Origin of the sequence: Mesorhizobium escarrei (genome assembly GCF_935825525.1) — a bacterium.
GTDB lineage: Bacteria > Pseudomonadota > Alphaproteobacteria > Rhizobiales > Rhizobiaceae > Mesorhizobium > Mesorhizobium escarrei.
The window spans coordinates 122,842-147,670 of the sequence record NZ_CAKXZT010000035.1 but is presented as its reverse complement, the minus strand read 5'-3'; the positions used below and the strand labels follow the sequence as shown (position 1 = coordinate 147,670).

At 62.8% G+C, this 24,829-nt stretch carries 23 protein-coding genes; 17 read left to right on the top strand and 6 right to left on the bottom strand.

The features are described from left to right. Positions 1 to 11 precede the first annotated feature (11 nt). The 4 genes from NMG80_RS03335 to erpA all read right to left on the bottom strand — a co-directional run bounded on the left by NMG80_RS03335 (position 12) and on the right by erpA (position 1,946). Entirely contained in the window at positions 12 to 302 is a 291-nt protein-coding gene (locus tag NMG80_RS03335; RefSeq protein WP_254016818.1) for a hypothetical protein, read from the bottom strand. Positions 303 to 400: 98 nt separating this feature from the next. Next, on the bottom strand, positions 401 to 1,195 hold the full coding sequence (gene xth / locus NMG80_RS03330) for an exodeoxyribonuclease III (protein WP_254016817.1): 795 nt from the start codon (positions 1,193 to 1,195) through the stop codon (positions 401 to 403). A gap of 7 nt (positions 1,196 to 1,202) precedes the next feature. Then, on the bottom strand, positions 1,203 to 1,595 hold the full coding sequence (locus tag NMG80_RS03325; protein WP_254016816.1) for a VOC family protein: 393 nt from the start codon (positions 1,593 to 1,595) through the stop codon (positions 1,203 to 1,205). A 3-nt stretch (positions 1,596 to 1,598) separates the two neighbouring features. After that, positions 1,599 to 1,946 (bottom strand): iron-sulfur cluster insertion protein ErpA, encoded by a 348-nt coding sequence (erpA, locus tag NMG80_RS03320; protein WP_006335221.1) that lies wholly within the window; start codon positions 1,944 to 1,946, stop codon positions 1,599 to 1,601. A 93-nt stretch (positions 1,947 to 2,039) separates the two neighbouring features. Between erpA and NMG80_RS03315 the strand changes: the two genes are divergently transcribed. From NMG80_RS03315 to NMG80_RS03255, 13 genes are all read left to right on the top strand, one after another. Further along, positions 2,040 to 3,254, top strand: a complete 1,215-nt coding sequence (locus tag NMG80_RS03315; RefSeq protein WP_254016815.1) for a deoxyguanosinetriphosphate triphosphohydrolase — start codon at positions 2,040 to 2,042, stop codon at positions 3,252 to 3,254. Positions 3,255 to 3,321: 67 nt separating this feature from the next. Beyond that, on the top strand, positions 3,322 to 5,079 hold the full coding sequence (argS, locus tag NMG80_RS03310; RefSeq protein ID WP_254016814.1) for an arginine--tRNA ligase: 1,758 nt from the start codon (positions 3,322 to 3,324) through the stop codon (positions 5,077 to 5,079). A 104-nt stretch (positions 5,080 to 5,183) separates the two neighbouring features. After that, positions 5,184 to 9,011 (top strand): SPOR domain-containing protein, encoded by a 3,828-nt coding sequence (locus NMG80_RS03305; RefSeq protein WP_254016813.1) that lies wholly within the window; start codon positions 5,184 to 5,186, stop codon positions 9,009 to 9,011. 131 nt (positions 9,012 to 9,142) lie between these two features. Beyond that, entirely contained in the window at positions 9,143 to 10,162 is a 1,020-nt protein-coding gene (nagZ, locus tag NMG80_RS03300) for a beta-N-acetylhexosaminidase (RefSeq protein WP_254016812.1), read from the top strand. 126 nt (positions 10,163 to 10,288) lie between these two features. Beyond that, positions 10,289 to 11,089 carry a segregation and condensation protein A gene (locus NMG80_RS03295; protein ID WP_077372688.1) on the top strand — a complete coding sequence of 267 codons (801 nt, stop codon included), beginning with the start codon at positions 10,289 to 10,291 and terminating at the stop codon, positions 11,087 to 11,089. Continuing rightward, a complete protein-coding gene (gene scpB, locus NMG80_RS03290; RefSeq protein ID WP_254016811.1) occupies positions 11,086 to 11,865 on the top strand; it encodes an SMC-Scp complex subunit ScpB in 780 nt (259 codons plus the stop codon). The genes NMG80_RS03295 and scpB overlap by 4 nt, the downstream gene beginning before the upstream one ends. A gap of 179 nt (positions 11,866 to 12,044) precedes the next feature. Beyond that, entirely contained in the window at positions 12,045 to 12,266 is a 222-nt protein-coding gene (locus NMG80_RS03285) for a twin-arginine translocase TatA/TatE family subunit (RefSeq protein ID WP_023802572.1), read from the top strand. A 29-nt stretch (positions 12,267 to 12,295) separates the two neighbouring features. After that, the gene (tatB, locus tag NMG80_RS03280; RefSeq protein ID WP_254016810.1) at positions 12,296 to 12,985 is read left to right on the top strand and encodes a Sec-independent protein translocase protein TatB; all 690 of its coding nucleotides are present in this window, start codon (positions 12,296 to 12,298) and stop codon (positions 12,983 to 12,985) included. Between the two features lie 44 nt (positions 12,986 to 13,029). Then, a complete protein-coding gene (tatC, locus tag NMG80_RS03275; RefSeq protein WP_254016834.1) occupies positions 13,030 to 13,839 on the top strand; it encodes a twin-arginine translocase subunit TatC in 810 nt (269 codons plus the stop codon). A gap of 128 nt (positions 13,840 to 13,967) precedes the next feature. Next, on the top strand, positions 13,968 to 15,272 hold the full coding sequence (serS, locus tag NMG80_RS03270; protein WP_254016809.1) for a serine--tRNA ligase: 1,305 nt from the start codon (positions 13,968 to 13,970) through the stop codon (positions 15,270 to 15,272). Next, positions 15,272 to 16,030 carry a 5'/3'-nucleotidase SurE gene (gene surE, locus NMG80_RS03265; RefSeq protein ID WP_254016808.1) on the top strand — a complete coding sequence of 253 codons (759 nt, stop codon included), beginning with the start codon at positions 15,272 to 15,274 and terminating at the stop codon, positions 16,028 to 16,030. Before serS ends, surE begins: the two co-directional genes overlap by 1 nt. Beyond that, positions 16,027 to 16,692, top strand: a complete 666-nt coding sequence (locus tag NMG80_RS03260) for a protein-L-isoaspartate(D-aspartate) O-methyltransferase (RefSeq protein WP_254016807.1) — start codon at positions 16,027 to 16,029, stop codon at positions 16,690 to 16,692. Before surE ends, NMG80_RS03260 begins: the two co-directional genes overlap by 4 nt. A 199-nt stretch (positions 16,693 to 16,891) precedes the next feature. Continuing rightward, complete coding sequence (locus NMG80_RS03255) at positions 16,892 to 18,397, top strand: LysM peptidoglycan-binding domain-containing M23 family metallopeptidase (RefSeq protein ID WP_254016806.1); 1,506 nt, start codon at positions 16,892 to 16,894, stop codon at positions 18,395 to 18,397. A 207-nt stretch (positions 18,398 to 18,604) separates the two neighbouring features. On the opposite strand, the gene NMG80_RS03250 is transcribed toward NMG80_RS03255, so the two are convergent. After that, a complete protein-coding gene (locus NMG80_RS03250) occupies positions 18,605 to 19,480 on the bottom strand; it encodes an ATP-binding protein (protein ID WP_254016805.1) in 876 nt (291 codons plus the stop codon). Between the two features lie 278 nt (positions 19,481 to 19,758). Between NMG80_RS03250 and yajC the strand changes: the two genes are divergently transcribed. The 4 genes from yajC (at position 19,759) to NMG80_RS03230 (ending at position 24,232) form a co-directional block, all read left to right on the top strand. Further along, a complete protein-coding gene (gene yajC / locus NMG80_RS03245) occupies positions 19,759 to 20,097 on the top strand; it encodes a preprotein translocase subunit YajC (RefSeq protein WP_065007771.1) in 339 nt (112 codons plus the stop codon). Positions 20,098 to 20,421: 324 nt separating this feature from the next. Continuing rightward, complete coding sequence (gene secDF / locus NMG80_RS03240) at positions 20,422 to 22,974, top strand: protein translocase subunit SecDF (RefSeq protein WP_254016804.1); 2,553 nt, start codon at positions 20,422 to 20,424, stop codon at positions 22,972 to 22,974. Positions 22,975 to 22,989: 15 nt separating this feature from the next. After that, the gene (locus tag NMG80_RS03235) at positions 22,990 to 23,379 is read left to right on the top strand and encodes an Mth938-like domain-containing protein (RefSeq protein WP_254016803.1); all 390 of its coding nucleotides are present in this window, start codon (positions 22,990 to 22,992) and stop codon (positions 23,377 to 23,379) included. A 1-nt stretch (position 23,380) separates the two neighbouring features. Next, a complete protein-coding gene (locus NMG80_RS03230; RefSeq protein WP_254016802.1) occupies positions 23,381 to 24,232 on the top strand; it encodes a phytoene/squalene synthase family protein in 852 nt (283 codons plus the stop codon). Between the two features lie 276 nt (positions 24,233 to 24,508). Here the strand turns inward: NMG80_RS03230 and NMG80_RS03225 are convergent, their stop codons facing one another. After that, positions 24,509 to 24,799: a type II toxin-antitoxin system ParD family antitoxin gene (locus NMG80_RS03225; protein WP_254016801.1), complete on the bottom strand. Its 291-nt coding sequence runs from the start codon at positions 24,797 to 24,799 to the stop codon at positions 24,509 to 24,511. Positions 24,800 to 24,829 lie beyond the last annotated feature (30 nt).

The following is a 24,829-nucleotide window of genomic DNA, read 5'->3' as shown; positions in this document are numbered from 1 at the left end:
AAAAGTCGAGATCAATTCTCGGTCGGTTTCGTCGGAACGAGACCGGACTTCGGCGTTGAAATCGGCGTGGCCGGCGGCGCTAGCGTGGTTTCAGGACAATCGTCCCGAATTCTTGTCCACGACGTGTTGTTGAGCACCATGTCGCAGCGGGCGAGATGGCTCCGGCCGGAAAGCGTCAGGCAGGCGACCTGGCCGATCTGGAATGATGTTCCGTTGGCCAGGCATGCAGGATCGGCAAACGCCGGCGTCGCCGCGAGGGCGAGCGCGGCGGCACATGGGCAAATCGCAAACCTGATCGTCATCCTGAACCCCGGCCGAACCCGGATTGCATCGGAAACCCCGATTGTGGCGATATGACGGTCTATCAACCGGGAGCCCGGCGGTCCGGGCTCCAAAATGATCAGATTGGCGCAAAACCCAGTTCGACGGCCACCGGCACGTGATCAGAGGGTTTTTCCCAGGCGCGCACGTGCTTTTCGATCGACCCCGAGGAAAAGCGATTGGCGGCCTCGGGCGAGAGCAGCAAGTGATCGATGCGGATGCCGTTGTTCTTCTGCCAGGCGCCGGCCTGATAATCCCAGAAAGTAAAGATGTCCGGCGAGTCGGTGACCGCGCGCACGGCTTCGGTGAAGCCGAGGTTCTTCAGCCGGCGGAACGCCTGCCTGGTCTGCGGCTGGAACAGCGCATCGCTGAGCCAGTTCTCCGGGAATTTCGCATCGATCGGTTCGGGGATGACATTGTAGTCGCCGGCCAGCACCAGCGCCTCTTCGAGCGCGAGCCTTTCCTCGGCCCAGCGCTCCAGCCGCGCCATCCAGGACAGCTTGTAGGGGAACTTCTTCTCGTCATCGATCGGGTTGCCATTCGGCAGATAGAGCGAGGCAACGCGCAACGCGCCCTTGTCGGTCGAGAACACGCCCTCGATGAAACGCGCCTGATCGTCGGCATCGTCGCCCGGTAGGCCTCTGATAACCTCGTCGAAGCGCAGCTTCGACAGGATGGCGACGCCGTTAAAACCCTTTTGGCCATAGATTTCGACGTTGTAGCCAAGCGCCTCGATCTCGGCCCGCGGAAATTGCTCGTCGACCGTCTTGATCTCCTGCAGGCAGGCAATATCGGGGGCGCTTTCCGTCAGCCAGTGGGTCAAATTGCCGATACGGGCCCGAACGCCATTAATGTTCCAGGTGACGATTTTCATGGCGGCCTCAGTGCTGTTCCGACGGATGACGTTCGACAAGGCCGATCGTATTGCCTGCCGGGTCCTTTAGGAAGGCCATCCATTCGCTTTCCCCCGCCGGCCCGAACAGGCCCTCGGTATCGCGGTGGACGAGCATCGGCGGCGCGGTGAAGGGGACACCGGTGGCTTTTGCCGAGGCGTGAAAATCGTCAAGGCCCGATATGTCGAGATAGACTGTGCCGGCCGGCAGGCCATCGGTGAACAGCAGCCGTACGTCGCCGGCCATGATGAAGGCGATGCCAGGCGGATCAAAGCGTGCGTGCACGGTCATGCCGAGCACGTCGTGCCAAAACGCCAGCGTTGCATCGAGATCGCGGCCGGCTGAAAGCGCGACCTGACGGACCGCGCCAATGGTAGGCATTTTCTAGATACTGAAGCTGGTGCCGCAACCGCACGAGGCGACCGCATTCGGGTTCCTGATCTGGAACGACTGGCCCATCAGATCGTCGACGAAATCGATCACCGAGCCGCCCATATAGACCAGCGAGAGGTCGTCGATCAGCACGGTGGCACCGTCCTTCTCAATGGCGACGTCGTCATCGTTGCGGGTGTCGACCAGGTCGAACTTGTAGGAAAAACCGGAGCAGCCGCCGCCCTCGACCGAAACGCGCAAGGCCGTCTTGCCGGCTTCGCCAGACACAATCTTGGCGATCCGCCTGGCGGCGGCGTCGGTCATTTCGACTTTCATGGCGGTCTTGGCATCAGCGCCCATGGGCGTCACCTTGCTTTCGGTTTCACATAATAGGTATGAAGCGCGAGGGGGCAAGTCAACTGCGGCATTGGCTATGGAAAACTGGTTGGGGCGATGACAAATGAGTTGGGCGACATCGGATTTGGTTATCGGCCACGCGCCGCCTATGCCTGCGATCCGGCAAAGTCGCGCGGGCGGCTGTTCGACGAGGTGGAGAGCCCGACCCGCACCCCGTTCCAGCGCGACCGCGACCGCATCATTCATTCGACGGCATTCCGCCGGCTGAAGCACAAGACGCAGGTGTTCGTCGCGCATGAGAGCGACCATTACCGCACCCGGCTGACGCATTCGATCGAGGTGGCGCAGATCGCGCGCGCCCTGGCGCGGGCGCTGTGCGGCGACGAGGACCTCGCCGAGGCGGTGGCTCTGGTGCACGATTTCGGTCACACGCCCTTCGGCCATACCGGCGAGGACGCGCTGAACGACAAGATGGCGGTCTGGGGCGGCTTCGACCACAATGCACAGTCGCTGCGCGTGGTGACGCGGCTGGAGAGCCGCTATGCCGAATTCGACGGGCTGAACCTCACCTGGGAGACGCTGGAGGGGTTGGTCAAGCACAACGGGCCGCTGACCGACGCCAGCGGAAACGGGCTGAAGGGGCCGGTGCCGCAAGCGATCCGCGACTATTCGGAGCTGCACGACCTCGAACTCGACCGCTTCGCCGGCATCGAGGCGCAGTGCGCGGCGATCGCCGACGACATCGCTTACAACACCCATGACATCGACGACGGCCTGAGGTCAGGCCTCCTGACACTGGACATGCTGGAAAAGGTCTCGCTGCCCGGCTCGATCCTTGAAGGCGTGCGTCGGCGCTATCCGGCCCTGGACGATGTGAGGACAGGGCACGAACTGATGCGCCGGCAGATCACGATGATGGTCGAGGATGTCATCGTTTCCACCACCGCCAATCTGGCCCGCATCAAGCCGGACAGCGCCGACGCGGTGAGGGCGGCAGGCGAGACGATGGTCACCTTTTCAGCCGAAATGGCTGCTTTCGAAAAGGAATTGAAGGCCTTTCTCTACAAGCATCTCTATCGGCATAACGAGGTCATGCGTGTGCGCAACGAGGCCGAGCAGATCGTCAACGACCTGTTCGAGGCCTATTTCGCCGATCCGCGCGCCATGCCCGATGGCTGGCGCGAAGGGCTCGACCGGGCTGACGATCGCATCAAGGCGCGCAGCGTCGCCGATTTCCTGGCGGGCATGACGGATACCTACGCTTTGAAGGAACACCGCCGGTTGTTTGACCATACGCCTGAATTAAGCTAGGCGGGGCTCGATTTTGCCGGCCAATAAGCCGGATTCCCGCAAAGCCGCCAGAGCCAGAGCCACCCCAATGAACATCTTCGCCGATTTCAACGCGCGAATTATAAAAGCCGTCGAAGCGCTTGATTTGAAAGACAAAGACGGCGGTTCGCTGGACTTGTCGCGCATCGCCGTCGAGCCGCCGCGCGACGCCAGCCATGGCGACTTGGCGACCAATGCGGCAATGGTGCTGGCCAAGCCGACCGGCCAGTCCCCACGCGCACTGGCTGAAAGGCTGGCGCAAGCGCTGCGCGCCGACGCCGACATCGCCGCTGCAGACGTTGCCGGTCCGGCCTTCGTCAATCTCAGGCTCAAGGACGCGTTCTGGCAGGTGCACCTGACTGCGCTGCTCGGCGAAGGCCGCAATTACGGCCGCTCGACCGTAGGCGGCGGCAAGAAGGCCAACGTCGAATATGTCTCGGCCAACCCTACCGGACCGATGCATGTCGGCCATTGCCGCGGCGCCGTGGTGGGTGATGCGCTCGCCAATCTGATGGCTTTCGCCGGTTACGACGTGACCAAGGAATATGTCATCAACGACGCCGGCTCGCAGATCGACGTGCTCGGCCGCTCTGCCATGCTGCGTTACCGCGAGGCGCTGGGCGACGACATCGGCGAGATTCCTGCCGGGCTCTATCCGGGCGACTATCTCGTGCCGGTCGGCCAGGCTCTGGCGAGCGAATTTGGCCGTTCCTTGCTGCAGATGCCGGACGAAGAAGCGCTTGCCATTGTCAAGGACAGGACGATCGATGCGATGATGGCGATGATCCGTGAGGATCTGGCGCTGCTCAACGTGCATCACGACGTCTTTTTCTCGGAGCGCACCCTGCACGCCGACAACGCCCGGAAAATCCGCTCGGCGATCAACGACCTGACGCTCAAGGGCCATATTTACAAGGGCAAGCTGCCGCCGCCCAAGGGCGAGAAGCCGGACGACTGGGAGGATCGCGAGCAGACGCTGTTCCGCTCGACAGCGGTCGGCGACGACATGGACCGGGCGCTGGTCAAGTCGGACGGCACCTTCACCTATTTTGCCGCGGACGTAGCCTATCTGAAGGACAAGGTCGATCGCGGTTTCGTCGAGCTGATCTATGTGCTTGGCGCCGATCATGGCGGTTATGTGAAGCGCCTGGAAGCGCTCGCCCGGGCGATTTCCGGCGACGAGGTGAAGCTTACCGTGCTGCTTTGCCAGTTGGTGAGGCTTTTTCGCGAGGGCGAACCGGTCCGCATGTCGAAGCGGTCGGGCGATTTCGTAACGCTCCGCGAAGTGGTGGAGGAGGTCGGTCGCGACCCGATCCGCTTCATGATGCTCTACCGCAAGAACGATGCGCCGCTCGATTTCGACTTCGCCAAGGTGACCGAGCAGTCGAAGGACAATCCGGTGTTCTACGTGCAGTATGCTTCGGCGCGCTGCCATTCGGTGTTCCGGCAAGCGAGCGAACAGTTGGGCGAGGCCAATTTCGACCGCAATCGGCTGGCCGCCGCCACCGCTTCGCTGACCGACGAAGGCGAGATCGGCCTTATCAGGAAGCTTGCGGAATATCCGCGGCTGATCGAATCCGCGGCACTTGCGCTCGAGCCGCACCGGCTGGCATTCTACCTCTACGATCTCGCCTCCAGCTTCCACGGACATTGGAACCGCGGCACCGAAAATCCCGACTTACGTTTTGTTAAGGTTAACGACCGACAATTGACGCATGCCAGACTAGGGCTGGTGCAGGCTGTTTCGGACGTTTTGACGTCCGGCCTGACGCTGATCGGAGCCGATGCGCCCACCGAAATGCGTTAGGTTTGACTAAAAAAACCTGTCACCTTTTGCCCACATTGCGCTGGTAAGGGCCAACCCTACGCGACGTCCACGGCGTCCGAATGAGTGCGAGTTCGGGAACAATAATGGCAGACAGAACCCAACTGAGAGCAGCCGCCCAAAACGATATCGCCAACGATGATCCGTTCGCGGAACTGACCAGGATCATGGGGTTCGACCCGCGCCAGCCGGTCAAGCCGCAGGCCCAGCCGAAGGCGGCTGCAGCAAGTCAGCCGGCGGACGAGGGCGACTTCGACATCGACCTCGAGAAGGAGTTGATGGGCGAATTCGGCGCCGACGACAATGACGGCGCAACCGAGCTTCGCGAGCCGACTTTCGAAGCGGCCGCCACTGACCCAATCGACGACGAGCTTGTCGCGTCACTCGAGCAGGATCTCCTGCTGGACGACGATGCGGCGGACGAAACCGCCGATGCCGTTGCTGCCGCCGACGAGCGCTCTGGCGTTGCCGGAGCATCCACGCCGGCTGTTGAAGCTGCTTTCGACGACGATTTCGACGATGCGCTCGCCAGTTCGCTCGAAGACGTGTCGCCATTCGAAGACGATTTACCAGTGAACGATGAGCTGGTGAACGACAGGCCTGCGAACGACGAGCTAGGCGCGTCGCTCGAACAGGATTTCCGGCTGGACGACGACACGGCCGACGAAACTGCCCATGCCGTTGCCGCCGCCGACGTGCGTTCTGGTGTTGCCGAACTATCCGAGCCGGCTGTTGAAGCGGCGTTCGACGACGATTTCGACCATGCGATCGCCAGTTCGCTCGAAGACGTGTCGCCGTTCGAAGACGATTTGCCGGTAGACGACGAACTCGCTGCGTCGCTCGAACAGGATTTCCGGCTGGACGACGATGCGACGGACAAGGCCCAACAGAATACCGCCGCCGACACCGCCGCGCCGGCCGCCGAACCCGTGTTCGACGATGAATTCGACAACGCAGTCGCAAGCTCGCTCGAAGACGAGCTGATGCTCGACGAGCACGTGCCCTTGGAGCAGGCTGCCGAAGCCGCCGACATCTCCGCGCCGGCCGCCGAACCCGCCTTCGACAATGAATTCGACAAGGCCGTCGCAAGCTCGCTCGAAGACGAACTGATGCTCGACGAACATGAGCCGACGGAGGCCGCTGTTGAAGCTCCTGCTGCGCCTGTTCGGGCCGTTTCGGATGGGTCCGATGAGGACTTTGCCGACCACGACACCATGGCCGACGTCGCCATGGATGACGTCGACATGGATTTCGACATCCGCACGGCTGAACCGGTCGAAATCGACGAGCCAGAAATTGACGAACCGGAGGCTATCGCCAAGGACCAGCCTTCCGCCGCGACCCCGGAAGATGCGTTCGACGCCGATTTTGAATTGAGCTTCGACGACGCGCTTGCCGAGGAAGCCGAGGAGCCGGCTACTCAGGCCCCCGGCGTTGCAGCCCAACCGACGGCGCCAGCCGCCGTGGCCCAGCCGGCAGCCCCAGCCCCCGTCGCTGAGGAGCGGAGCCTCGAAGACGAATTGAACGCGCTGTTGGGCACCATGAGGACACGGGCTGCCCCCGCGGCAGCGTCCGCGGCCAATGAACCCGCCATGGTTCAGCAACCTGTAGCCGCGGCTGGAAAAGCCGCCGACAAACCAGTGGATCCCACCGACGAACTGGTCTGGAGCCTTGACGAGCAAGACCTTTCGGAGCAGCCGAATGATAACGCGGTTCAGGCCGCCGACGCCGATCTCGACACCGTTCTCCTCGACGGGCTCGAGGGCCAGGATTTCGGCGCTGAAGATGCTGCCGGACCGGCTGATATCGATTTCGACGACGATGCATTGCACGCCGCCTTCGCCAAGGACATCGGTCTGGATCATGGCGACGGCGATGACGTTGCGGCCGCCGCTCCACAGCAGGATCCGAATGAATCGCTCAGCTGGATGGCGGCACCCTCCGCCGCGCCTGCGCCGGCCCGTTCGTGGAGCCGCGTAACGCCGGTCGCACAGCCGCAGCCTGCCTTTGCAGTCCAGCCGACGGCTTCGGCGACCACAGAAACAACGACACCGCCAACGACTGCGGCACCGTCCTATCAGGATGAGCCGGCTCAGGATGAGCCGGCCGAAGGCGATGCGGCCAATGCGGCACCTGCGCCAGCGCAAACCGAACAGGCCTCTGCATATGAAGAGATGCCCGATGTCGAGACGGTCGATGTGCCCGAGCGCGTCGTAGCGCTGGCGGACGACCTCGATATTCCGGAACTCGACTTCAACGAAGACGAACCGCCGGCGCCTGCCTATGACGATCTCGATGCCGAGTTCGCCAGCCTTCTCACGGAAATGAGTGCCGTGGACGTCGCTGCCGCCCCGGCGCGCAGCGCGGCGTATGACGACGAATCCTACAATGCCGGATTCGAGTCGGGGGCCGGATTCGAGCCGGGAGCCGGATTCGAGCCGGGGGCCGGACTCCAGCCGGGGGCCGGTTCCCAGTCAGGGGCCCGTTTCCAGTCAGCGGCCGGGTTCCAGTCAGGCTATGAGCCCGACCGCGTTGAAACGCGGACCTATGCGGCGAGACCCGCAGAAGCGCCCGTCAGTGCGTCTTATGCCGATGCCGCCAGCGGCTTCGATCTGGGCGACTTGCCCAGCGGCCGGCCGGTTTCGCAAGCGCAAGCCAACGACTTTGGCCTGGACGAACTCGACTACGACCCCGAACTGGACGAGGCCATGTCGGTTCCAGGCTTGTCCGAGCAGGAGCCCGCGAGGCACCGGCGCCGCGGCCTGCTGGTCGCCGCAGTCGTCGGCGCCGTGGCGCTCGCCGGCGGTCTAGGTGCCTTCGCGCTGTCTTTCGGCGGCAACGGCGGCACCGATGCGCCGGTCATCGTCAAGGCGGACAACGCACCGATCAAGGTCAGGCCGGAAAACCCGGGCGGCACAGTCGTGCCGAACCAGGACAACAAGGTTTACGACGCCGTGGCCAAGGGCGGCGCGAGGCCTGCCGAACCGGTCCAGGAAAAACTGGTCACCAACACCGAAGAGCCGGTGGACGTGGCGGCCAAGGAGCCGCCGCAGAGCCGTGTGGTCGAACTTTCGCCCAACGACTTCGACACGGCTGAAGCCGCCGACGCGGCCGGCGGCACGCAAGCGGCCGGAAATGCCGACGCCGCCGCGCCGGCACCCAAATCCGAGGATCGTATCGCCCAGGTTCTGCAAGAGGCTGAGCAGGGCATCGAACCGGATGTCGTCGCCGTTGCGCCACGCAAGGTGAGAACCATGGTGGTCAAATCAGATGGTTCACTGGTTGCGCGCGAGAATCCGGCGCCTACTGCATCGCAGGTGGCTGCCGTCGAGCCTGTCGATCCGGCGCCGCAGCTTGTGGCCCCGGCGGGTCAGGCCGGCGACGCGGCGCAGACCGGTACCGTACCGTCTGTTGCCGACCAGGCAAGTGGCGACCTGTTGGGCGGCGACCCAGTGGCCGGCGACCAGGCCGAAACAGTCAAGCCGGAAACAGTCAATCTGGTGGCCGCGCCCACGGCTGAGGCTGAAGCCCAAACCACCCAGCCTGCCAACACGCCGGCCACGGTTCCGGTGGCGCCGCAGCGTCCGTCCGACCAGCCGGTCGACGTCGTCGGTGAGGTCAAGCCCGACCAGGTTGCGTCGATCAGTCCGGCGGCGGCCTCGACCGGCGGTGGCTCGTGGTCGATGCAGATCGCTTCGCAGCCGACCGTCGAAAGCGCCCAGTCGACCTATCAGGATCTGCAGCGTCGCTATGGCAGCGTGCTCTCCGGCCACACGGCCAACATCGTCAAAGCCGAGATCGCCGGCAAGGGAACGTTCTATCGCGTCCGCGTCCCGGCGAAGTCGCGTAACGATGCGATCAACCTGTGCACCAACTACAAGGCGGCCGGCGGCAACTGTTTCGTGTCGCGCTAACCATTTTCAAATCGCCCGCCCTTGGGCCGAAAGAACCGGCGCGGTCACAGACCGCGCCGGTTTTCCATGTGGGAGGGCGATGTGGCTCGATGCGATTCCCTTTGTCTGCGTGAAGCTCTAAACTCCCGCCCATGACCGAATCAAAATCCATGATCCTTGGCTGCGCCGGGAAATCGCTCACACGCGACGAAATCAATTTCTATCGCAGCGAATGCCCGTGGGGATTCATCCTGTTTGCGCGCAACATCGGCGAGGCCGAGCAGATCCGCGATCTGGTCGCCGCGATGCGCGATTGTGTCGAGCGCCCGGACGCCCCGGTGTTCATCGACCAGGAAGGCGGCCGTGTGCAGCGCCTGCGGCCGCCGTTGGCACCGAATTATCCGGCCGGTGGCGCGCTCGGCGCCTTGTGGCGCAACGACCACGACGCCGGCAACCGCGCAGCATGGCTGATGGCGCGGCTGCATGCCTTCGACCTGCTGCGCTACGGCATCACGGCTGATTGCCTGCCGGTGCTCGACGTGCCAATCGAGGGCGCCAGCGACGTCATCGGCGCGCGCGCCTATGGCAAGGAGCCTCGTGCTGTCATCGAACTGGGCCGCGCCGCGGCGGAGGGCTTGATGTCGGGAGGCGTGCTACCGGTGATGAAGCATATTCCCGGACATGGACGGGCCTTTGCCGACACGCATTTCGAACTGCCGACCGTCGATGCCTCGATGAGCGAATTGCAGCGGCACGATTTCGCCCCGTTCAGGGAGCTCAATCATTTGCCGATGGCGATGACGGCGCATGTCGTCTACAGCGCGATCGACCCGAAGAACCCGGCCACGACCTCCGGCAAGGTCATCGACGAGATCATCCGCGGCGAAATCGGTTTCGACGGGCTGCTGATGAGCGACGACACCTCGATGAAGGCACTTTCTGGGGATTTCCCGACAAAGGCGGCGGCGATCCTTGCGGCGGGCTGCGATCTGGTCCTTCACTGCAACGGCGTTTTCGAGGAGATGGTCGGCATTGCGTCGCGCACAACCGGGCTTGAAGGCACGTCGCTGCAACGCGCGCAACGGGCACTGACCTATATAAAGAACCGCGATCGGGCTGATGAAGCCGAGATACGCGCCGAATTCGCCACCTATTTCGATGCGGTGGCCTAGACCATGTTCCCGAAAAGTGGGAGCCGGTTTTTCCGAACAGATCACGGTCAAACAAGAAGATAGAAGCAAAGGACGCGACAGGAAGTGGCGGAAACATTGGACAGTAAGGCCGGCAAGGCCGCACCGATGGACCGTCTTTGGGCCGAGAACGACGATTCGCGGCTGACCGGCGATCCCGCGCTGGTCGTCGATGTCGACGGTTTCGAGGGCCCGCTCGATCTTCTGCTGCATCTTGCCCGCAACCAGAAGGTCGATCTGTCGCGCATCTCGATCCTGGCGCTGGCCGAGCAATATCTGGCGTTTGTCGAGAAGGTGAGGGCGCTCAGGCTGGAGCTTGCCGCCGACTATCTGGTGATGGCGGCGTGGCTGGCGTTTCTCAAGTCGAAGCTTTTGATCCCCAAGCAACCCGGCGACGACGGTGAAAGCGGCGAGGAACTGGCGGCGGTGCTGCAATTCCGGTTGAAGCGGCTGGAAGCGATGCGCGACGCTGCGGCACGACTGGTCAACCGCAACCGGCTCGGACGCGACGTGTTCGCCCGCGGCATGCCGGAAATGGTCATCGTCGAGAAACGCAACGCTTATTCAGCCTCGCTCTACGATCTGCTGACCGCCTATGCGGCGCAACGCCAGAAGCAGGCGATCACCAATGTGACGATCGCCAGGCGCGGTGTGTGGTCGCTCAAGGATGCGCGCGACATCCTGAACAGGCTGATCGGCACGCTTGCCGACTGGACGGCGCTGGACAGTTTCCTGGTCGAATATCTGACCGACCCGGACGAGCGGCGTACCGCGATTGCCAGTTCGTTTGCGGCGACGCTGGAACTGGTGCGCGAAGGCAAAATGGAAATGCGGCAGGACGAGGTGTTCGCGCCGCTCTATCTGCGCGGCCGTGCGCAAGGCATCAGGGCAGTTGAGGTGGCATCATGAGCGAGCGCGCCAACGCTTCGGTCATTCCTTTCAAGGTCGACGACGAGACCGAAGACGGCGTGCTCGCCGAGGTGCCGGCAGAAAGTCAGGCCCAGAACTTGTCCCAGAATCCTGGCGAGCGGCTGCATATGGCGGAAGCCGTGCGCATGGCCGAGGCGATCGTTTTCGCCAGCGCCGAGCCGGTCAGCGAAAAGCAGCTTGCCGCGCGCCTGCCCGGCGGCATCAATATTGCCGCGGCGATGGCTGAACTGCAGCAGATTTATGAGCGGCGCGGCGTCAATCTGGTGCGCGTCGGCGAGGCTTGGGCGTTCCGCACCGCCGGCGATCTCGCTTTCCTGATGAGCCGCGACACGGTGCAGCAGAAGAAGCTTTCCCGTGCGGCGCTCGAAGTGCTGGCGATCATCGCCTACCACCAGCCGGCGACGCGCGCCGAGATCGAGGATATCAGAGGCGTCGAGACCTCGAAGGGCACGCTGGACACGCTGATGGAGACCGAATGGGTGAAGATGCGCGGCCGGCGCCGCACGCCCGGCCGTCCCGTCACCTACGGAACCACCGACATCTTCCTCGACCATTTTGCGTTGGAGGAGATTCGCGATCTCCCCGGCATGGAGGAATTGAAGGGTGCTGGGCTGCTTTCGGGCCGCATGCCGTCGAATTTTTCCATTCCGCTGCCGCCGGCCGACCCGGATGCGCTGACCGACGACGAGGATCCGCTGACCGACATCGACCTTGAGGAACTCGGCCTGTTGACGCCGCGCGTCGAGGAAGATTGACCGCAAACGACGTGCCGAAAGCGATTGGTATTTAGCGGCTGCGCCGATTGGTAGCGGGCCGGGGCGCCGAAAGGGCGTGACTTCGGCCACTCATTTATAAACTCTGTCGCGGTTGTGTTTGAATCCCGGCGCGAAAGCGCATAGATCATCGTCAGAGAAAACTTTCGAGAGAGATTGTTATGGGTTCATTTTCGATTTGGCATTGGCTGATCGTGCTGGTGATCGTGCTGCTGGTGTTCGGTCGCGGCAAGATTCCCGAGCTGATGGGTGACATGGCCAAGGGTATCAAGAGCTTCAAGAAGGGCATAGCCGACGACGAGGTTGCCGAGGACAAGCGTACCGTCGAGCACCGTGCCGACGAAACCGTTTCGGCAGCGAAGGAAAAGGCCAGCAAGAGCTGAGCCCAAAACTTTAGTCGGAACGTATCGCCATGTTCGACATCGGCTGGACCGAGATGCTGGTGATCGCGATCGTCATGATCGTGGTCGTCGGGCCCAAGGATTTGCCCAAGATGCTGCGCACTTTCGGCCGCACGACGGCGAAGATGCGCGGCATGGCAGCTGACTTCCAGAAACAGTTCAACGATGCGCTGAAGGAGGCCGAGCTTGACGACGTCAAGAAGTCGGTCGATTCACTCAGAAGCCTCAACCCCGCCGCCGAGATCAGGAAACAGCTCAACCCGTTCGAGCAGGCGGCGGCCGACGTCCGTTCAGGCGTCGACGCGGTGATGAAGCCGAAGCCGGCCGCAGACCCGGTCGCGCCGGCTGCTTCAACGCCGCAGGATACCGAGCCGAAGAATGGCGCGACGGTGCTGCCGGGCGTCGATGCCCCGGAAGCGGCGCCGGCAGCGCCGACCTTTCCGGCGATGACCGATGGTTCGGTGACACCGCCTGTCGCGAAGGCGACGCCGGCTGCATCGCAAAAGGCCTCGGCGGCGAAGACGAAGGGCGCGCCAGCGAAAGCGATGCCGGCCTCCAAGGCCGCAGCGAAGCCAGCGGCAGCGGCGGCAAAACCTGCTGTGACAAAGACCGCGGCTAAAAAAGCCGAGCCGAAGCCTGCACCGGCTGCGGTGAAGAAGCCGGCTGCAGCCGCCAAAAAGACGGCGGGAGCCGCCAAGTGAGCATTTCGGAAAAGGACGAGATCGATAAATCGGCGGCTCCGCTGATGGAGCATCTGATCGAGTTGCGCCGGCGGCTGATGTGGTCGATCGGCGGGTTCTTCATCGCCTTCCTGTTCTGCTTCTTCTTCGCCAAGCAACTGTTCAACCTGCTGGTCATCCCGTTCAAATGGGCGACCCAATGGGCAGGGCTCGACCCGCACAAGGTCGAGCTGATTTACACGGCGCCGCAGGAATTCTTCTTCACCCAGGTCAAGCTGGCGATGTTCGGCGGCATGGTGATCGCCTTTCCGCTGATCGCCACCCAGATCTACAAATTCATCGCGCCCGGCCTCTACAAGAATGAACGCAACGCTTTCCTGCCGTTCCTGATCGCTTCGCCGATCCTGTTCCTGATGGGCGCGTCGCTGGTCTATTTCTTCTTCACGCCGATGGTGATGTGGTTCTTCCTCGCCATGCAGCAGGCCGGCACCGACGACCAGGTGCAGATTTCCCTGCTGCCGAAAGTGTCGGAATATCTCAGCCTGATCATGACGCTGATCTTCTCCTTCGGGCTGGTGTTCCAGTTGCCGGTGGTGACCAGCCTGATGACGCGGGTGGGGATGCTGTCGTCCGAGGCGCTGGTCGAAAAGCGCAAATGGGCAATCGTCATCGCCTTCGTGGTCGCGGCTATTCTGACGCCGCCCGACCCGATAAGCCAGATCGGTCTGGCCGTTCCCACCATCCTTCTCTACGAGGTCTCGATCTGGTCGGCCCGGCTGATCGAGCGCAGCAAGGAACGGGAACGTCTGGCGCGCGAGAAGCGGGAGGCTGCGGAAGCGGCGGCCGAAAAGGCCGCGGACGCGTCTTCGACGTAGGCTGCCTGAGAGCTTTATCTTCAGGTTTGCGGGACAGAGGGGGGCGCGAAGGAACTCGACCTTCACATCTTGCATCGGTCAAGGATGCGGTTTACGCCCCCTCTATCCTACTTGAGGACGAACAGACCATGCTTGACATCAAATGGATTCGCGACAATCCGAAGGCCCTTGTCGAGGCGCTCCAGAAGCGCTCGTGGCCGGCTGCGGAGGCGCAGTCCACGGTCGATGATCTGATCGCCAGGGACGAGGCGCGGCGCGAACATCTGACCGAGCTGCAGACCAGGCAGGAGCGCCGCAACGCAGCCTCGAGAGAAATCGGCAACGCCATGCGCTCGGGCGACGCCGCCCTAGCCGAAAAACTGAAAGCCGAGGTCGGCGAGATCAAGGCCTTCATCCAGAACGGCGAGGCGCGCGAACGCGAGCTCGACAGGGCGCTGAACGACGCATTGGCGGTGCTGCCCAACGTGCCGCTCGACGACGTGCCGGTCGGCAAGGACGAGCACGACAACGTCGTCAAGCGCATCGTCGGCGAGGTGCCGGCCCGCCCGAACTGGGTGAAGGAGCATTTCGAGATCGGCGAAGCGCTCGGCATGATGGATTTTGAGCGGGCGGCGAAACTGTCCGGTTCGCGGTTCACGGTGCTCAAGGGCGGACTGGCACGGATGGAGCGCGCGCTCGGTCAGTTCATGCTGGACCTGCATACGACCGAGCATGGCTACGAGGAGATCCAGCCGCCGCTGATGGTGCGCGACGAAGCTCTTTTCGGCACCGGGCAACTGCCGAAGTTCGAGGAGGATCTCTTCTTCGCCCCGCGCGGAGACGGCAGGCTTGGCCTCATTCCCACCGCCGAAGTGCCGCTGACCAATCTCGTGCGCGAAGACATCACGCTGCATGAAAAACTGCCGCTGCGCTACACCGCGCTGACCTCGTGCTTCCGATCGGAAGCGGGCTCGGCCGGGCGTGACACGCGTGGCATGCTGCGCCAGCACCAGTTCTACAAGGTCGAGCTGGTGTCGATCACCGACCAGGACTCCTCGCTTGCCGAGCACGAGCGGATGACCGAATGCGCCGAGGAAGTGCTGAAGCGTCTCGGCCTGCCGTTCCGCACCATGACGCTGTGCACCGGCGACATGGGCTTTGGCGCGCGCATGACCTATGACATCGAGGTCTGGCTGCCGGGCCAGAACGCCTATCGCGAGATTTCGTCCTGCTCGGTCTGTGGCGATTTCCAGGCGCGGCGCATGGATGCCCGCTACAAGGACAAGGACGGCAAGGGCAACCGCTTCGTCCACACGCTGAACGGTTCCGGCACCGCCGTCGGCCGCGCCCTTATTGCTGTCATCGAAAACTACCAGAATGAGGATGGCAGCGTGACCATTCCTGAAGCGCTTCGGCCTTACATGGGCGGCCTGGAAAAGATCGAATCGAAATAATGCGCATCCTCCTGACCAATGATGACGGCATCCATGCCGAGGGCCTTGCATCGCTCGAACGCATCGCCCGCACGCTGTCGGACGATGTCTGGGTGGTGGCGCCGGAGCAGGATCAGTCCGGCTATGCGCATTCGCTGTCGATCTCGGAGCCGCTGCGCCTGAGAAAGATCGGCGAAAAGCACTTTGCCGTGCGCGGCACGCCGACCGACTGCGTCATCATGGGCGTGAAAAAGATCCTGCCCGCAGCACCAGACCTGATCCTGTCCGGCGTCAATTCCGGCGCCAACATCGCCGACGACGTCACCTATTCGGGCACCGTTGCCGGCGCCATGGAAGGCGCGCTGCTCGGCGTGCGCTCGATCGCGCTCAGCCAGGCTTATTCCTATCTCGGCGAGGATCGCGTTGTTCCTTACGAGACCACCGAGGCGCTGGCGCCGGCGCTGCTCAAGAAGCTGGTGGCCATGCAGCTGCCGGATGGCGTGCTGCTCAACGTCAATTTTCCCAATTGCCTTCCCGAAGAGATCGCCGGCACGGTGGTCACATCGCAAGGCAAGCTCGTCCATAGCCTGTGGGTCGACGAGCGCCGCGACGGCCGCGGGCTTCCCTATTATTGGCTGCGCTTCGGCCGCGAGCCGGTCGAGGGCAAGCAAGGCACCGATCTCCATGCCATGCGCAATCGGCTGGTGTCGGTGACGCCGCTGCAGCTCGATCTCACAGCGCATGAAATCCGCGATCAACTGACCAAGGCGCTTGCATGAACCTGAACCATGGTCCGACGGTCGATGACCGCGAAGGCTTCGCCGCTTTCCTGCTCCGCCTGCGTGGCAAGGGCGTGGTGCCGAAGGCGCTGATCGCCGCCTTCGAGGCGACGCCGCGGCGCGGCTTCCTTTCCGCACAGTTCCATCCGATTGCCTGGTCGGACCGCATGCTGCCGATCGAATGCGGCGAGGCGATCGAGGGCTCCGATCTGCAAGCTGCGGTGATCGCAGCACTCGCCATCGAGCCGGGCAACCGGGTGCTCGAGATCGGCACCGGGTCGGGCTACACGGCGGCGGTGATGTCGCGGCTCGCCGCGCGCGTTGTCACAATCGACCGCTACAAGACGCTGGTCGAGCAGGCCAAACAGCGCTTCGAGGCGCTCGGCATCGGCAATGTCATCGTGCGCCAGGCGGACGGCTCCAACGGACTGGCCAATGAAGCGCCGTTCGACCGCATCGTCGCATGGGCGGCCTTCGACAGCCTGCCGCGCTTCCTGCTCGATCAATTGTCGAGCGGCGGCATCGTCATCGCCCCGATCGGACCCGAGGAGGGCGAGCAGGTGCTGGCCAAACTGACCAAGGTCGGCAGCCGCTTCGAACGCGAGGACATCGGTCTCGTACGCCTGCAGCCGATCCTGCGCAGCGTAGCCGCCGTCATCTAGGATCTGTCGATATTCAGGTGATGCCCGCAACTCACCTGTCTGGTCCGTCTCCGGCTTACCCGAGCTGAATCACACCCGTCCGATGCAGCTTTAAATATTTTAAGAAAATTTGCGTCTGATTCTATAGGTTTAACCGACCAGTAACATTAACGCGCTTTAATCACGGTCAGTCTGTACCGGGTATCTGCGGGTAAATGCGATGCAATTCAGTATTTTGAAGGCAAACGGACGCAACCTGGCGCGGGGTATCGCCGTCCTGGTGCTTGCGGGCACTGCGGCGGGATGCAGTTCCCAGGTTTCGCGGTTCAACAGCGTCGACGACGTCTTCACGTCGTCGACCAACAATCAGCGCGCCATCATCGACAAGCAGGACGCCGCCCAGCCCTATCCCGGCGATGCCGCAGATTCGGCCGCGCCGCTCGACGGCAGCCACACCCAGTCGGTAAGCCGTTCAAGCCTCGAACCGGTCACGACGCAGCAATTGCCGCCAGTCGACCAGTCGCAGCCGGCCACCGCGTCGGCGCCCGCCGCCAGTCCGGCCCGCACCGCTTCGGCGCCGGCCGCTCCCCGGGTCGACCGGACTGCGGCCGGAACCGTGGCAAAGCCGTTCAAAGAGTCACGGCCCGATGCTCCGCGCATGGCAACGGCGGGCGGCGAACCACGTGCTGCCGAGATCATCGTCAGGGATGGCGAGACCATTTCCGGCCTGTCGCGGCGCTACAGCGTGCCCGCCGACGCGCTTATGAAGGTCAATGGGCTAAGCGCGACCAACGGTCTGAAGGCCGGCCAGAAACTCGTCATCCCGGCCTATGCCTATTCCGGCAAGAAACCGGCGCCGAAGCTTGCCGACGCCAGGCCCGCGAACGACACCAAGCACGATTTGCCGGGCAAGGCGCCGGAGATGGTCGCCGTGCTGCCGCAGCAGCCCAAGCTCAAGGAGGGCAAGTCCGCCGTGCAGGTGGATGGATCGGCCGCAGCAAGCCAGCCGAAGGACGCCGCACCGAAGGCGGCTGGTGCCGGTGGCTCCTACACCGTCCAGCAGGGTGATACGCTGTCGGCCATCGCCAGGAAGACCGGCGTCGGCGTGGTTGCGTTGAAGCAGGCGAACGGCATGCAGGACGGTCTGCTCAAGATCGGCCAGACATTGAAGGTGCCGGCCGGCGGAACCGCGACGGTGGCAAATGCCAAGCCGGCAAAGGTCGATCCGGTAACGACTGCCACCACCCCGCCTGCGGCAAAGACCACGCCTTCGGAGACGCTCGCCGCCTACACGCCGCCGAAGAAGGATGCGAAGGTCATCCAGCAGGCCGAGGACGACGACTCGGTCGCGCCAAACGCCACCGGTATCGGCAAGATGCGCTGGCCGGTGCGCGGCCGCGTGATCTCAAGCTTTGGCGGCGGCAAGGACGGTGTCGACATCGCCGTGCCGGAAGGAACGCCAGTCAAGGCGGCCGAGAACGGCGTCGTCATCTATGCCGGCGATGGCCTCAAGGAATTCGGCAATACGGTGCTGGTGCGCCACGAGAACGGGTTGGTCACAGTCTATGGCCACGCCCGTTCGATCGAGGTCCAGCGCGGCCAGAAGGTCAAGCGCGGCCAGGAAATCGCGCAGTCCGGCATGAGCGGCACCACCGACTCGCCGAAACTGCATTTCGAAGTGCGCAAGAATTCGGCGCCGGTCGATCCTTCGACCTATCTTGAGTAAAAGAAGTCGATCCTTCGACCTATCTTGAGTAAAAGAAGTCGATCCTTCGACCTCTCTTGGAATAGAACAAGAAAAGCGATTGCGCGCCGCCTGACCTCCAGTCCGGCCCGCCGGCTCAGCCCGCTCCGCAAGGGGCGGGCTTCTTCAGTGGCTTTTCCGGACCATGATCTTGTCCGAAAACCGGGCTCCACTTTTCGGGATCATGGTCTAATCTTGGAGCGATTTGCCGAGCCGGCCTGCCAGATCCTGGGTGTACTGCCAGGCGACGCGGCCCGATCGGCTGCCGCGCGTCGTCGCCCATTCCAGCGCCTCGGCGCGCAGCGTCTCGGGATCGATGGCAAGACCGTGATGGCGGACATATCCGTCGATCATATTGAGATACTCGTCCTGCGAGCATTTGTGGAAGCCGAGCCAGAGGCCGAAACGGTCGGAGAGCGAGACTTTTTCCTCGACCGCTTCCGACGGGTTGATGGCGGTCGAGCGCTCGTTGTCGATCATGTCGCGCGGCAGAAGGTGCCGCCGGTTCGACGTGGCGTAGAAGATCACATTGGCCGGGCGGCCCTCGACTCCGCCTTCGAGCGCCGCTTTCAGCGACTTGTAGGACGTGTCGTCGTGGTCGAAGGAGAGGTCGTCGCAAAACAGGATGAAACGGTAAGGCGCCGCCTTCAGCAGCGCCATCAGCTTCGGCAGCGTGTCGATGTCCTCGCGGTGGATCTCGATGAGCTTGAGCGGCAGGTCCAGCTTTGCCGATGCGTTGACCGCCGCATGCACGGCCTTGACCAGCGAGGATTTTCCCATGCCGCGTGCGCCCCACAACAGCACGTTGTTGGCTGCGTAACCGGAGGCGAAACGCTCGGTGTTGTCGACCAGTATGTCGCGGACGCGGTCGACCCCGCGGATCAGACCGATGTCGACGCGGTTGACCTTGCGCACCGGCTCCAGATAGCCGGGATCAGCCTGCCAGACGAAGCAGTCGGCCCCGCCGAGATCGGTTTGCGGCACCGGTGGCGGGGCGAGGCGGGCGACCGCCTCGATCAGGCGATCGAGCTTCTTGTTCAGGGCTTCGATGGTGCTGTCGGTCATTTTTGTCTTTTGTTTTTGCATTCAGGAAGGCAACGGGACCTATTGATTCCGGCGGTTTCGGAACCGGCTCCAACCTTTTGTTACGGCACGGTCTTTTCCGAGAACCGCGCTCCATCTTTCGGGACCATGCTCTAACACGGCTCAACCAGCCGGAAAAGCAGCTGAAATGCTCGGCCGCAGTTGCATTGGCAACTTTACCGACTATATTCCGGCCAAATTTCACGGGGCCGTCAAATTACCCGTTTGGCGGCTGTTTTTCAAAATTCAGGAGTACTTCGATGTTCGTGACACCGGCATATGCCCAAGGCGTCGGCACCTCCCCGGATATGTTCATCAGCATTTTGCCGTTTGTCCTGATTTTCGTGATCATGTATTTTCTGATCATCCGGCCGCAGCGCACGCAGTTGAAGAAGCGCGGTGAGATGCTGGCGGCGGTTCGTCGCGGCGACACGGTCATCACTGGCGGCGGTTTCGTCGGCAAGGTGACCAAAGTGATCGACGACAACGAACTCGAGATCGATCTCGGCGGTGGCACCAAGGTGACGGCGCTGCGCTCGACGATCGCCGATGTGCGCGTCAAGGGCGAGCCGGTGGCGAACCAGAACGCCAAGAAATAACCGAATTGTCGGCGGAACGATCCGCCAGGAACGCCCTGACCGAAAATGCCATTTGCTGTATTTTCGCGCTCAGGACGACTCTGGTCTGGCTGGCCACTTGTCACAGGGCGCCAACGATATCGTGATGCCATTGCGCGCTGGCCTCTTGCCGTCAAGATTGACAATAGTTGAAGAAAGCCCGATGGCAGCACCAAAGTGACTGACCCGTGCTCGACAATTGCCCATGTGCGGACCAACGGCGAGCCGCTGGCGAACCAGAACGCCAAGAAATAACCCAATTCCAGGCGGAACGATCCGCTAGAACGCCCTGACGGACGACGCCATATGCTTTATTTCTCGCGCTTCAAGATGGTCCTGATCTGGCTGGCCGTGGCCGCCACAGTGATCTTCGCTGCGCCCAATCTTTTCTCTGCCAGCACGTTGGCCAAGCTTCCCGACTGGGTGCCGAAGCGCCAGATGACGCTCGGCCTCGATCTGCAGGGCGGATCGCATATCCTGCTCAGGATGGATCCGAACGATCTGACCAAGGATCGGCTGGAGACGACGCGCGACCAAATCAGGACAATGCTGCGCGATGCCAAGATCGGTTATACCGGCCTTGCCGGATCAGGCCGGACCGTGCAGGTCCGCATCACCGATCCCGGTCAGGTCGATGCCGCCAAGACTGCCCTGAAGACACTGACCGACCCGGTGGCCGCCGGCCTGTTTAGCGGCGGCTCCGTCCAGGAGATGTCGCTGGATGATTCCGAGCCCGGCCTGCTCAAATTCACCGTGACCGATGCCGGCATCAAATACCGCACGTCGACGGCGCTGGCGCAGTCGCTCGAGGTCGTTGAGCGCCGCGTCAACGAACTCGGCACCACCGAGCCGATCGTGCAACGCCAAGGCGACGACCGCATTCTGGTCCAGGTGCCGGGCCTGCAGGATCCGCAACGGCTGAAGGACATTCTTGGCCAGACCGCCAAGTTGACCTTCCAGATGGTCGATCAGACCATGCCGGTGCAGGACGCGCTCAACGGTCGTCCGCCGGCGGGATCCTCGGTTCTGTATTCGCAGGATGATCCGCCGGTTCCGTATCTGATCGAGAACCGCGTCATCGTTTCGGGCGAAAATCTCGTCGACGCGCAGGCGACATACAATTCCCAGACCAATGAGCCGGTGGTTTCGTTCACCTTCGATTCCAAGGGGGCGGCGCGTTTCGGCCAGGCCACCTCGCAGAATGTCGGCAAGCTGTTTGCCATCATCCTCGACAATCAGGTGATTTCGGCGCCGCAGATCCGCGAACCGATCCTTGGCGGCAGTGGCCAGATCTCAGGCAATTTCACCGCCGAGAGCGCCAACGACCTCGCCGTGCTGTTGCGTGCCGGCGCGCTGCCGGCGACGCTGACGGTGATCGAAGAGCGTACGGTAGGCCCCGGGCTCGGCGAGGATTCCATTCACGCCGGCAAGGTCGCCGGCGTGATCGGCTCCATACTCGTCGTCGTATTCATGTTCGTGGCCTATGGCTTTCTCGGTTTCATTGCCAACATCGCGCTGGCGGTGCATGTGGCGATGATCATCGCGTTGTTGTCGTTGCTTGGCGCGACACTGACATTGCCCGGCATCGCCGGCATCGTCCTGACCATCGGCATGGCGGTCGATTCAAACGTTCTGATCTACGAGCGCATCCGCGAGGAGCGGCGAAACGGTCGCTCGGTGATCCAGGCGATCGACACGGGCTTTTCCAAAGCGCTGGCGACCATCGTCGATTCGAACGTCACCTCGCTGATCGCGACCGTCGTGCTGTTCTGGCTCGGGACCGGGCCGGTGAAGGGCTTTGCCGTGACCTTCGCCATCGGCATTCTGACAACGGTGTTCACCGCCTTCACCTTCACCCGCCTGCTGGTGTCGATCTGGCTTCGCCGCGCCCGCCCGAAGGAGTTGCCGCGCGCGCCGGTGACCTTCGTCCCGCCGGGCACGCGAATTCCGTTCATGGGCATCCGCCGCTGGACATTCGCGCTGTCCAGCGTGCTGTCGATCCTGGCGGTCGTGCTGTTCATGACCGTCGACATCAATTACGGCATCGACTTCAAGGGCGGTTCGCTGATCGAGGTGCAGGCCAAGGATGGCACCGCCGATATTGCCGACATCCGCGGCAGGCTTTCGGAACTCAACATCGGCGAAGTGCAAGTGCAGCAGTTCGGCGACCCGAACGATGTCTTGATTCGCGTCGGCACGCAGGAGGGCGGCGAGAACGCCGAACAGACCGTCATCGACAAGGTGCGCGGCGAGTTGCAGGACCATTACGATTTCCGCCGCGTCGAAGTGGTGGGACCGACGGTTTCCGGCGAGCTCGCAAAGCAAGGCACCATCGCCATGCTCATCGCGCTGCTCGGCATCCTGATCTATGTCTGGTTCCGTTTCGAATGGCAGTTCGCAGTCGGCGCCATTATCGCCACGGTCCACGATGTGGTCATGACGATCGGCTTCTTCGTCATCACTGGACTCGAATTTAACCAATCGTCGCTTGCGGCGATACTAACCATCATCGGCTATTCGCTCAATGACACGATCGTCGTCTATGACCGTGTTCGCGAAGACTTGCGAAAATACAAGCGGATGCCGCTGCCGCAATTGTTGAACAACGCCATCAACGAGACGCTGTCGCGAACGACGCTAACCTCGGTGACGACGATGCTGGCGCTGCTGGCGCTGGTGCTGTTCGGCGGCGAGGTGATCCGCTCGTTCACGCTGGCGATGCTATTCGGCGTCGTCTTCGGAACCTATTCGTCGATCTTTATCGCCGCGCCACTGCTCATCCTGTTCAAGCTTCGGCCGGGGACCGCGACGGCCGATGAGGAGAAGCCGGTGAGCGGCGGCAAAGCTATAGCAACTTGACGGGCGGCCAATGGGATGACCAAAGGCATTGTCATCCGTGAAGCGCATTTCCCCGGCCGCGCGCCGATCGAGTCCTATGGCAACGGCGGATTTCGCTTCGCCGACATGTCGCACCGCGGCTCGCTCCTGTGCCTGCCGTCGGGCATCTATGGCTGGGAGCCGGCTGATCCCCTGGCACTGACGCCAGCGGATTTCGCCAAGCTGCTCAACGAGGCTGACCAGGTCGAGATCCTGCTGGTCGGCGCCGGCAAGGATCTCAGGCCGTTGCCGGCGGCGCTGCGTGCTGCGATGAAGGCGGCGGGCATTGCGGCCGATCCGATGTCGACTGGTGCTGCCGTGCGGACCTACAATGTTCTTCTGGCAGAAAACCGTGCGGTGGCCGCCGCGCTGATTGCCGTCGAGTGACGTGAGCGAAAACGCCAAAATCGTCATGGAAACGGTGCGCGTTGCCGACCACGACCGCTATCTCGCGGCGCTCTACGCGCCCGAGGACAAGCGTGATGCGCTGTTTTCGCTCTATGCCTTCAATGCCGAGATATCAGGCATTCGCGACCGTGTCCGGGAGGCACTGCCCGGCGAGGTGCGGCTGCAATGGTGGCGCGATGTCATCGCCGCCGAGGACGCCGGGGTAGGCACAGGCCATCCGGTCGCCGACGCGTTGAAGGCGACGATTTCCGCCCACCACCTGCCGAAGCCCGCCTTCGAGAACATGCTCGAAGCCCGTATTTTCGATCTCTATGACGATCCTATGCCGTCGCGCACCGATCTGGAAGGCTATTGCGGCGAGACCGCAGCGGCGCTTATCCAGCTTGCAGCGATGGTGCTTGATCCCGTCGAAGCGCCACGGTTTGCCGAACTTGCGGGCAGGGCAGGTTGCGCACAAGCGATGACCGGACTTTTGCTGCTGCTGCCATTGCATCGCAAGCGCGGGCAATGCTTTGTCCCGGCCGACATTCTGGCTGCGGCAGGGTCGTCGCCGGAGGAGTTCGTTGCGGGCGATGGCGGGCCTGGAGCGCAACGCGCCGTCGCCGCGATGATCGCGCTGGCGCAAGAACATCTTGCGGCATTCGAGCAGGGCGCATCGTCGTTGCTGGCTTCGCTCAGACCAGCATTTTTGCCGCTGACCTTGTCGCGTGCCTATCTCGGCAAGATGGAAAGTTCTCGTCAGTCACCTCTGAGTGGCGTGGCGCGGCTCTCGGCCTGGCGCCGGCATTGGCTGCTGTTGCGCCGCGCGACGCGAGGCTGGCCGGACACCTGAAGGCTGACAAGTAAGAAGGAATCCGGAAAGGAACTGAAAGTCGGAACTGCCACCGCGATCATTGAGGTGCGCGAGTAAAAGTCCATCACGATGATCGGTCGATCTGGCGCGGTGTCGTCGCTCCGCCGGCCAGCGAGAGGGGCATTGCCGATGTTTTGGCAGCGGTCTTCGATACGCAGAACGAACTTCAGTGCGATGTCAGCACTTCCGCTAGCCTCGGCCATGTGTCTGAATGTCGCTGCCAGATCACCGCTGGCGCTTTTGCGATACTCGACCTCAAGCCGCCGAATCATCGGCGCAGCTCGAATACTGCGCGAAAGAGCCCTTAAGGCGGTCGCGAACCTCCTCCCCAGAAAGGTTTGGTCTCGTATCTTCAATTGACGCCTTGACGCGCGCCCTGATCGACGCCATGCGCTCGGCATGCTCTTCCTCCTCGCGCTGGAAGGCGCGAAGTGCTGCGCGGATGACTTCGCTCGCCGAGCCGAATGAGCCGTCCTCGACCTTTTCGCGGATCATGCGCGCCATGGCGGGCGTGACAGTGACTGACAGTTTCTCGGCGGGCTCCATGGAATTGCTCCCTTTGATGGAGGTAGGATA

What these genes read in the sequence shown, in the direction of transcription:
- NMG80_RS03335 (WP_254016818.1), bottom strand. Translation starts at nt 302, where the DNA reads ATGACGATCAGGTTTGCGATTTGCCCATGTGCCGCCGCGCTCGCCCTC.
- xth (WP_254016817.1), bottom strand. Translation starts at nt 1,195, where the DNA reads ATGAAAATCGTCACCTGGAACATTAATGGCGTTCGGGCCCGTATCGGC.
- NMG80_RS03325 (WP_254016816.1), bottom strand. Translation starts at nt 1,595, where the DNA reads ATGCCTACCATTGGCGCGGTCCGTCAGGTCGCGCTTTCAGCCGGCCGC.
- erpA (WP_006335221.1), bottom strand. Translation starts at nt 1,946, where the DNA reads ATGGGCGCTGATGCCAAGACCGCCATGAAAGTCGAAATGACCGACGCC.
- NMG80_RS03315 (WP_254016815.1), top strand. Translation starts at nt 2,040, where the DNA reads ATGACAAATGAGTTGGGCGACATCGGATTTGGTTATCGGCCACGCGCC.
- argS (WP_254016814.1), top strand. Translation starts at nt 3,322, where the DNA reads ATGAACATCTTCGCCGATTTCAACGCGCGAATTATAAAAGCCGTCGAA.
- NMG80_RS03305 (WP_254016813.1), top strand. Translation starts at nt 5,184, where the DNA reads ATGGCAGACAGAACCCAACTGAGAGCAGCCGCCCAAAACGATATCGCC.
- nagZ (WP_254016812.1), top strand. Translation starts at nt 9,143, where the DNA reads ATGACCGAATCAAAATCCATGATCCTTGGCTGCGCCGGGAAATCGCTC.
- NMG80_RS03295 (WP_077372688.1), top strand. Translation starts at nt 10,289, where the DNA reads ATGGACCGTCTTTGGGCCGAGAACGACGATTCGCGGCTGACCGGCGAT.
- scpB (WP_254016811.1), top strand. Translation starts at nt 11,086, where the DNA reads ATGAGCGAGCGCGCCAACGCTTCGGTCATTCCTTTCAAGGTCGACGAC.
- NMG80_RS03285 (WP_023802572.1), top strand. Translation starts at nt 12,045, where the DNA reads ATGGGTTCATTTTCGATTTGGCATTGGCTGATCGTGCTGGTGATCGTG.
- tatB (WP_254016810.1), top strand. Translation starts at nt 12,296, where the DNA reads ATGTTCGACATCGGCTGGACCGAGATGCTGGTGATCGCGATCGTCATG.
- tatC (WP_254016834.1), top strand. Translation starts at nt 13,030, where the DNA reads ATGGAGCATCTGATCGAGTTGCGCCGGCGGCTGATGTGGTCGATCGGC.
- serS (WP_254016809.1), top strand. Translation starts at nt 13,968, where the DNA reads ATGCTTGACATCAAATGGATTCGCGACAATCCGAAGGCCCTTGTCGAG.
- surE (WP_254016808.1), top strand. Translation starts at nt 15,272, where the DNA reads ATGCGCATCCTCCTGACCAATGATGACGGCATCCATGCCGAGGGCCTT.
- NMG80_RS03260 (WP_254016807.1), top strand. Translation starts at nt 16,027, where the DNA reads ATGAACCTGAACCATGGTCCGACGGTCGATGACCGCGAAGGCTTCGCC.
- NMG80_RS03255 (WP_254016806.1), top strand. Translation starts at nt 16,892, where the DNA reads ATGCAATTCAGTATTTTGAAGGCAAACGGACGCAACCTGGCGCGGGGT.
- NMG80_RS03250 (WP_254016805.1), bottom strand. Translation starts at nt 19,480, where the DNA reads ATGACCGACAGCACCATCGAAGCCCTGAACAAGAAGCTCGATCGCCTG.
- yajC (WP_065007771.1), top strand. Translation starts at nt 19,759, where the DNA reads ATGTTCGTGACACCGGCATATGCCCAAGGCGTCGGCACCTCCCCGGAT.
- secDF (WP_254016804.1), top strand. Translation starts at nt 20,422, where the DNA reads ATGCTTTATTTCTCGCGCTTCAAGATGGTCCTGATCTGGCTGGCCGTG.
- NMG80_RS03235 (WP_254016803.1), top strand. Translation starts at nt 22,990, where the DNA reads ATGACCAAAGGCATTGTCATCCGTGAAGCGCATTTCCCCGGCCGCGCG.
- NMG80_RS03225 (WP_254016801.1), bottom strand. Translation starts at nt 24,799, where the DNA reads ATGGAGCCCGCCGAGAAACTGTCAGTCACTGTCACGCCCGCCATGGCG.